Below are 8,349 nucleotides of genomic sequence, written 5' to 3' on the forward strand. Positions count from 1 at the left end.
CGCGGGGGTCTCAGCCCGCCTTGTCCACCTTCAGCATGTAGCCGAAGCCGCGCTTGGTCTGGATGAGCGACTCCGACGCGTGCGGGTCGATCTTGCGGCGCAGGTAGGAGATGTAGCTCTCGACGATGCCCGCGTCGCCGTTGAAGTCGTACTCCCACACGTGGTCGAGGATCTGCGCCTTCGACAGCACGCGGTTGGGGTTGAGCATCAGGTAGCGGAGCAGCTTGAACTCGGTGGGGCTGAGATCGATCGCGGTGTCGCCGACGTACACGTCGTGCGTGTCCTGATCCATCGTCAGTTCGCCGGCCCGGATGACCTGCTCCTCCTCGTCGCTCTGCATCGTGCGGCGCAGGATCGCCTGGATGCGCGCGACGATCTCGTCGAGGCTGAACGGCTTCGTCACGTAGTCGTCGCCGCCGACGTTCAGGCCCTTGATCTTGTCCTCGGTCTCGTCCTTCGCGGTCAGGAAGAGGATCGGGGCGGTGTAGCCGGCGTCGCGCAGCCGCTTGGTGACGCTGAAGCCGTTCATGTCGGGCAGCATGACGTCCAGCACGATGAGGTCGGGCTCCTCCTCGAGCACGGCCGAGATCGTCTGGGCGCCGTTGGCCACGGTCCTCACCTGGAAGCCCGCGAAACGCAGGCTCTGCGAGAGCAGGTCTCGGATGTTCGGCTCGTCGTCGACGACCAGGATGCGCGGTGCGGTCATGCGCCCATTATGTCTGTGCTGTTGATGATCCCGCTGGATATCGTCGCTCCTCGCACGGATCCAGTACGCTACGCCCCCTGCGGGTAGGGGGGAACCCGGAAACGGCCCTGCGGGAAGCCGCGGGGAGAACGGGGGATATCCCGACTGACACGCGTGCGTGCGCCGCCTAGCGTCGAGAGGGGCCAGGATCATCCGTTGGATGTACGCGGATGGGCCCTCCGGGGGATCCGGCCGGCCGGGCCGGCCCCTAGCGTCGAAGGGTGAGTGGGATGGGACGGGAGCTGCTCGAGTGGCTGACGGCGGTGGGCGACCAGCTGCTCGTGGCCGCGGGCACGGTCTGGATCTACCCGCTCGCGTTGCTCGCGAGCGCGCTGGACGGGGTGTTTCCTCCCGTGCCGAGCGAGACCGTCGTGGTGACCGCGGCGGCCGTCGGGGCTGCCACCGGCTCGCCCGTGCCATGGATCGTCGGGGTCCTGGCCGCGGTCGGCGCGTTCGCGGGGGACGCCGGGACGTATCTGCTGGGGAGGGCGATCGGGCTCGAGCGCTTCCGGTGGATGCGGACCGTGCGCGGGCGACGCGCCCTGGGCTGGGCACAGCGGGGGCTGGCCCGACGGGGCGCGTCGCTCATCCTCATCGCGCGGTACATCCCGATGGGCCGCGTCGCCGTCAACCTGACGGCGGGCGCGACGCGCTATCCGCCGCGCCGGTTCTTCCCGCTGGCCGCTCTCGCGGCCGTCGTCTGGGCGGCCTACTCGGTCACGATCGGCGTGATCGCCGGCAACTGGTTCAAGGACGCCCCGCTGCTGGGTGCGCTGCTCGGCGTGGTGATCGCGGTGTGCCTCGGCGTGGTGATCGACCGCCTGCTGGCGCTCCGCGCGCGGCGGGCGCCGCGGGACCCGGGCCTCGATCCTGCACCGGTACCGCCGCGGACGACGGAGAAATCCACGGTGTAGGACCCGATCCGCGCGAACGCTCCGAAACGGTGCAGATCTCCGAATCGGTGGATGCTGGCAGTCGGGCGCAGGAGCCGGCCGCGCTACGCGGCCTCGAGGCGCTCGGCGTCCAGGATCGTGTAGCTGTAGCCCTGCTCGGCGAGGAAGCGTTGGCGGTTCTGGGCGAAGTCCTGGTCGACCGTGTCGCGGGCGATGAGCGTGTAGAAGCTGGCCGTGTGGCCGGACTGCTTGGGGCGCAGCAGGCGGCCGAGGCGCTGGGCCTCCTCCTGGCGCGAGCCGAAGGACCCCGACACCTGGATCGCGACGGACGCCTCGGGCAGGTCGACCGAGAAGTTGGCGACCTTCGACACGACCAGCAGCGAGATCTCACCCTCGCGGAACTGCCGGAACAGCTCCTCGCGCTCGTCCACGGGCGTCGCGCCCGTGATTTTCGGCGCGTCCAGCTCGCGTGAGAGCTCGTCCAGCTGCTCCAGGTACTGGCCGATGACCAGCACGCGCTCGCCCGGGTGCTTGGCGATGAGGCTGCGCACCACGTCGATCTTGGCCGGCGCGGTCGCGGCGAGGCGGTAGCGCTCCTCGTCGGCGCTCGCGGCGTACTCGAGCCGCTCGCTCGGCGGCAGGTCGACGCGCACCTCGTAGCAGGCCGCGGGGGCGATGAAGCCCTGCGCCTCGATCTCTTTCCACGGGGCGTCGAACCGCTTGGGCCCGATCAGGCTGAACACGTCGCCCTCGCGGCCGTCCTCGCGCACGAGCGTGGCGGTCAGGCCGAGGCGGCGGCGCGCCTGCAGGTCGGCGGTCAGCTTGAACACCGGCGCGGGCAGCAGGTGCACCTCGTCGTAGACGATCAGGCCCCAGTCGAGGGCGTCCAGCAGGGCGAGGTGCGGATACTCACCTTTCCGGCGCGCGGTGAGGATCTGGTAGGTCGCGATCGTGACCGGCTTGATCTCCTTGGACTGGCCCGAGTACTCGCCGATCTCCTCGGGCGTGAGCGTCGTGCGCTTGAGCAGCTCGTCGCGCCACTGCCGCGCCGACACGGTGTTCGTCACGAGGATCAGCGTCGTGGTCTTGGTCGCCGCCATCGCGCCGGCGCCCACCAGGGTCTTGCCCGCGCCGCAGGGCAGCACCACGACGCCCGAGCCGCCCTCGCTGAACGTGTCGACCGCCTGGCGCTGGTAGGGGCGGAGTGCCCAGTCGCCCTCGTCGAGGTCGATGGGATGCGGGGTGCCCGGCGTGTAGCCCGCGAGGTCCTCGGCGGGCCAGCCGATCTTGAGCAGCTCCTGCTTGATGTGGCCGCGCGCCCACGCGTCGACGACGTAGGTGTCGGGCGAGGGCTGCGCGATCAGCAGCGGCTGGATGCGCTTGTTGCGCGAGACCTCGGCCAGCACCGCGCGGTCCGTGGACGTCAGCAGCAGCTCGCCGTCGTCGCCGCGCCGGATGGTCAGCCGGCCGTATCGCTCGACGGTCTCGCGGATGTCGACGGACACCGACGGCGGCACCGGGAAACGCGACCAGCGATCCAGCGTCGACAGCATGTCCTCGGCCGTGTGGCCGGCCGCGCGCGCGTTCCACAGCCCCAGCCGGGTGATGCGGTAGGTGTGGATGTGCTCAGGCGCGCGCTCCAGCTCGGCGAAGATCGCCAGCTCGTGGCGCGCCGTCTCCGCGTCCGGGTGCGCGACCTCGAGCAGTACGGTGCGGTCGCTCTGCACGATCAGGGGGCCATCAGCCATAGCGGACAATTCTAACGCCGCGAGCGGCACGACAGGCCGATCCGTCACACATGCCGCACGGACGTGATGCTCTTGACCGGCAGCGTCCGCTCGACGTCGGCGCCCCGGTCCCGACCGCGCAGGCGGCCCCCTCCCAGCCCGGTCGCCTCGAGCGTGAAGGAGCGCGTGGAGCCATCGGGCAGGGCGACCTCCACGGACAGCAGCGCCTTGTCGCGGACGGCCGCGTCGAGCTCGCGCTCGAGCCAGGCCCGGTCGGCGTCCGCTCCGTGCGCGCTGCGCAGGCGCTCCACGAGCGCGGCGTAGCGATCCTCGGGTCCGGCATCGTCCTCGGCCGCCGCGATCCGATGGCGGGCGAGCGTCTCGGTGCGGCCGTGCCGGTCGACCGCCACGACGGGGTACCGGGCGTCGGCGAGGGCCCAGTACGCGGTCTCTCGCGCGACGCGCGTACGCAGGCGTTCACCGTCGGGCACCAGGCCGAGGGCGCGCAGCGCCTGGTCGACGGCGATGGTCTCGAGCAGCCCCGCGTCGCGGCTGGTCACGACCGTGTGGCCGCTGTCCGGATCCACGGCCACCCGCACGAGCCCGTGCCGCTCGGCGATCCGCTGCACGAGGTATTCGAGGGGCTGCGGCACGCCGGTCAACGAGATCTCGGACAGGAACTCGAGGATGCCCGCGGCGGTCTCGCCGGCGGACAGGGCGCCGGCGATCGAGGACTCGGTGAAACGGTAGGTCGATGCCTGCGCGTGGGACTCCCGCGTCGCGATGCCCTGCAGCCGCACGTCCAGGGCGGGGGCCAGCGGCCCGGGCGAGATCGCCGTCAGGTCGTTCTGCAGGAACACCCGGTCCACCTCGTGCGGCAGCAGGGCGACCAGCGGGGCCGGATCGGCGTCGCCCCCCTCACGCAGGGACACGGCCCAGGCGGGCTCGGTGGGGGGTTCGTCGCGGCTCTCCCCCTCGGCGGTGAGCCCCGTCAGCTCCATGAGCCGGCGCCAGTGACGCGCGCGTGCCGGCCATTCCTCGTCCAGGGGGTACGCGTCGCCCCACAGCGAGGGGGCGATCCAGCCCCCGCCGGGAGAGCGCAGGCCCGCGGGCAGCGCGGTGCGCAGAGCGGTGGCGAGGTGCGCCCACCGGACGGGGGTCGACTCGGCCACCCACTGGGCGCCGCGCGGCGTGACGAGCCAGGCGCGGTCCGCCACGGCCAGCAGCCCCGTGACCTCGGCCAGCGCGACCAGCTCGTCGGCCTCGTGTAGGTCCCGCACGATCTCGGCCTGCAGCATGCGGCGTCGGTCGGAGGCGCCGAGTGTGCCGGAGCCGACGCGCGACAGCGGCGTGCGCACCGCCAGCAGGAGCACGTCCGCGAGCGTCGACAGCGTGGTGAACGCCCGCTCCGCGGCGTGCGCGGCGGCCGACTCGCTCGCCGCGGCGGGCGTGCGGTCGGGCGTGGGCACGGGGGCGATCCCGCCGAGGGCGACGCGCACCGCCTGGTACGGCCTGCCGTCGGGATCCGTCAGTCCGAGCCGCTCCGGCCCGCTCTGCGCCGCCAGTTGCGCGAGCGCGTCGCGGGGCAGTGCGGCCACGGCGCGCGCGACGGCGTCCGGTGCGAGCAGCGCCTCCGCCGCGTCGAAGAAGTCGTGCCAGGGGGCGCGCGGCGCGATGCGCCGGGACTCGAGCAGGCGTGCCAGGGCGGCGTCGTCCGCAGCCGCGAGCCGTTCCGCGAGTATGCGGGCTTCGGTGCTGTTCACGGCGCTCACGTCGGTGGGTCAGGGGCGCCGCGCCGCCTTGCCCCTCCGGACGAAGCTCATGATGAGCAGCACGAGGATCAGGACGAACGCGATCGGCAGGCCGAAGAGGGGGATCGCGCTCACGATCGGCCAGAGCCCGGCCTCGTAGTCCTCCGTGCTCGTCATGCCCATGGCCCGCCCGATCATGATGGCGAAGAAGCACAGGACCGACAGCACGGCGATCCCGAGCGACATGAATGCCAGGATCCGATCGATCCGGCGCACCGGCGGGTCCTCGGGGGTCTTCGTGCTCATCCTCCTCAGAGTAGCGGCATGCGGTGGCGCGTTAGGCTGGATGTGCGGGATCCGCCGGTCCCGCGTTCGTTCTTCACCGCATCCAGAGGTTGTGTGTCATGCCCACCGGCAAGGTCAGGTTCTACGACGAGGAGAAGGGGTTCGGCTTCATCGCGTCCGATGACGGCCAGGACGTCTTCCTGCACGCCAGCGCCCTGCCCGCCGGCGCACCCGCGCCCAAGGCGGGCACCCGCCTCGAGTTCGGCGTGGCCGAGGGGCGCAAGGGTCTGCAGGCGCTCTCGGTGCGTGTGCTGGAGGCTCCGCCGAGCCTCGTGAAGGCGAAGCGCAAGCCCGCCGACGACATGGCCGTCATCATCGAGGACCTCGTCAAGCTGCTCGACGGCATCGGCGCGGATCTGCGCCGCGGCCGCTATCCGTCCTCGGGACACGCCCGCAAGACGGCCGCCGTGCTGCGCAAGGTCGCCGATGAGCTCGATGTCTGACGCGGAAGACGCACGCGACGGCGAGCCGGTGACGGACGGCGCGCTCCCGCCGAGCGAGCCCGACGCGCGACTGCTGGCGGCGCACGATCTGGCACTCGCGGCGCTGCACGAGATCACGGACCCGTCCAGCGTGGGCGAGCCGGCCGGGCACCTCGTCGAGAGCGACGGCGTGGTCTCGTTGCGGTTCGAGAACCGGCTGCTCGGCTATCCCGGCTGGTACTGGACGGTGTCGCTCGCGGTCGTCGAGGGATCCGAGCCGACGGTGCTCGAGGCCGAGCTGCTGCCCGGCGACGACGCCCTGCTCGCGCCCGAGTGGGTGCCGTGGGCCGTGCGGCTGAAGGAGTATCAGGCCGCCCAGGCGGCCGCCGAGGCGGAGGCGGCCGCGCACCGGAGTGCGGATGACGACTCGGACGACGACGAGGACGACGACTTCGACGAGGACGACTCGCCCCTGCTCCACGCGGGGGACGTCGACGGCGTCGACATCGACGCGCTCGACACCGGCGGCGAGGACGACGACTCGGACGACGACGAGTCGGACGACGACGATGATGATGAGTCGGACGATGACGATGAGTCGGACGATGACGATGACGACGATGAGTCGGACGATGACGATGACGATGATGAGTCGGACGATGACGATGACGATGATGACTCGGACGAGGACGACGAGTCCGACGACGACGATGACGATTCGGACGACGACGATGACTCCGACGAGGACGAGTCTGACGAGGATGACGATGACGAGTCGGACGACGATGAGGACGACGACGACTGACGTCGCGCGTCTGGCCGCTCACTGAGCGGAGCGGCGCAGCCGCGGAGTCGAAACCGAGGCCGGCAGGCGCGGGCCCCACTCCTCGTCCACAGTCACCGTCGGAAGCGGGTTGTCCAGGGGTTTCGTTTTGGGGTGTGGATCGGCGGTTTCTCGCGCGGGAATGTCGGTGGTCCTCCCTGCCGTGGAGGTATGGATCACCGGTACACCACCAGCGGGGAGGAGTTCCCCTCACCCGGTGAGCTGCGTGCCCTGATCCACAACACGGCGGCGTTGTCGGACGCTGATCTGGTAGCGGCAGTCACCGCCGTGGAGGCGCTGGGACGGGTGGTCGACGCCGCCCGGGTGCGCCTGGCCGGGGAGGTCGACACCCGCTCCGCCCGGGGTGCGGATGACCGCCTGTCGGCGCGGTACGGGTGCCGGAACGGCGTGGAGCTGCTGGAGCGCACGACGCGTGCGTCCTCGAGGTCGATCAACGCCCGCATCCGGTTGGACAAGCACACCCGCCCCCGGGTGTCTCTCACGGGTGAGGAGCTCCCGGCCCGGTTCCCCCACGTCGGCGAAGCGTTACGGGACGGTGCCCTGGGGCTCGATGCCGCCCACGAGATCACGACAGCACTGGGCAAGGCCCAGGATCGTGCCGACCCCGTCCAGTGGGACGCGGCAGAGGCCACCACGGTGGCCTACGCCACCGGCACCCTGGACGAGCAGGCGGGCATGATCCCGCCCACGTTCGCGGAGGTCGAGGTCCACGCCCGCACCTGGGCGACCTACCTCGACCAAGACGGCCCCGAACCCGATGCGGAACGCGCTGCCCGGAACCGGGGCCTGACCCTGGGAGTAATTCGGGACGGGGTCGTCCCGCTACGGGGGTCCCTCCTCCCCGAGGTCGCCGCCGGGCTGCAACGGCTGCTGGATGCGCACCTGAACCCCGCCGTCCGCTTCACCCCCACCGTCGACCCGGAAGACCGGGACGAGAACACCGCGTGGTCCTCGGACGAGGTTGTCGATGACCCGCGAACGAACGCGCAGAAGCGTCACGACGTGCTGGCGGTGATCATCCAAGCCGCCGCCAAAGCCATCGAGACGCCCACGCTCGGCGGTGCCGCCCCCACGCTGGTGGTCACCGTCGCCGAGGACGACCTCCACAACCCCACCGCAGCCGCGAGGATCGACGGCACCCCGGTCCCGGTGTCCACTGCGCACCGGATCGCGCGCACCGGGGCCGTGCAGAAGGTGATCCACGACAGCACCGGCAGGATCGTCCGCCTCGGCACCCCGGAGCGGGTGTTCAACGCCCACCAGCGCCGGGCGATCACCGCCCGCGACGGCGGGTGCATCATCCCCGGCTGCACGATCCCCGCGGCGTGGTGTGAGATCCACCACGTCGACGAACACGCGAACGGCGGCCCCACCCACACCGACAACGGCGTGCTCCTGTGCTGGTGGCACCACCACAACCTCGACCACTCCGGGTGGGACGTCCGTATGAGAGTCGGCACCCCGGTGATCAAAGCCCCGCCCTGGATCGACAGACGCGGGATCTACCGACCCGCCCGCAGCACCCTCACCCGCCCCTGACACGGGGGTTGAGCTCGGTTTCGACTCGCTCCGCTCGCTCAACCCGTTTCGACTCGCTGCGCTCGCTCAACGAGCGGTCTTCC

The 8,349-nt window shown here is 71.3% G+C and carries 8 protein-coding genes; 4 read left to right on the forward strand and 4 right to left on the reverse strand.

Translation table 11 applies throughout. From position 1 onward, the window contains the following. Positions 1-10: 10 nt before the first annotated feature. Positions 11-706, reverse strand: coding sequence for a response regulator transcription factor (locus IEX37_RS09115; protein WP_188755950.1), 696 nt, complete (start codon positions 704-706; stop codon positions 11-13). Between the two features lie 269 nt (positions 707-975). Between IEX37_RS09115 and IEX37_RS09120 the strand changes: the two genes are divergently transcribed. Further along, a complete protein-coding gene (locus IEX37_RS09120) occupies positions 976-1,659 on the forward strand; it encodes a DedA family protein (RefSeq protein ID WP_229663184.1) in 684 nt (227 codons plus the stop codon). Positions 1,660-1,742: 83 nt separating this feature from the next. Here IEX37_RS09120 and IEX37_RS09125 read toward each other — a convergent pair whose 3' ends face one another. The 3 genes from IEX37_RS09125 to IEX37_RS09135 are packed head-to-tail and all read right to left on the reverse strand — an operon-like array spanning position 1,743 to position 5,422. After that, entirely contained in the window at positions 1,743-3,386 is a 1,644-nt protein-coding gene (locus IEX37_RS09125; protein ID WP_188755951.1) for a DNA repair helicase XPB, read from the reverse strand. 44 nt (positions 3,387-3,430) lie between these two features. Further along, positions 3,431-5,128, reverse strand: a complete 1,698-nt coding sequence (locus IEX37_RS09130; RefSeq protein WP_188755952.1) for a helicase-associated domain-containing protein — start codon at positions 5,126-5,128, stop codon at positions 3,431-3,433. An 18-nt stretch (positions 5,129-5,146) separates the two neighbouring features. Next, positions 5,147-5,422, reverse strand: a complete 276-nt coding sequence (locus IEX37_RS09135; protein WP_188755953.1) for a multidrug ABC transporter ATPase — start codon at positions 5,420-5,422, stop codon at positions 5,147-5,149. Positions 5,423-5,520: 98 nt separating this feature from the next. On the opposite strand from IEX37_RS09135, the gene IEX37_RS09140 reads away from it, so the two are divergent. From IEX37_RS09140 to IEX37_RS09150, 3 genes are all read left to right on the forward strand, one after another. After that, positions 5,521-5,904 carry a cold-shock protein gene (locus tag IEX37_RS09140; RefSeq protein ID WP_188755954.1) on the forward strand — a complete coding sequence of 128 codons (384 nt, stop codon included), beginning with the start codon at positions 5,521-5,523 and terminating at the stop codon, positions 5,902-5,904. After that, positions 5,897-6,688, forward strand: coding sequence for a DUF3027 domain-containing protein (locus IEX37_RS09145; RefSeq protein WP_188755955.1), 792 nt, complete (start codon positions 5,897-5,899; stop codon positions 6,686-6,688). Before IEX37_RS09140 ends, IEX37_RS09145 begins: the two co-directional genes overlap by 8 nt. 189 nt (positions 6,689-6,877) lie before the next feature. Continuing rightward, positions 6,878-8,266 (forward strand): HNH endonuclease signature motif containing protein, encoded by a 1,389-nt coding sequence (locus IEX37_RS09150; protein ID WP_188755956.1) that lies wholly within the window; start codon positions 6,878-6,880, stop codon positions 8,264-8,266. The last annotated feature ends 83 nt before the right edge of the window (positions 8,267-8,349 follow it).

Origin of the sequence: Microbacterium album (assembly GCF_014643695.1) — a bacterium.
Lineage (GTDB): Bacteria > Actinomycetota > Actinomycetes > Actinomycetales > Microbacteriaceae > Microbacterium > Microbacterium album.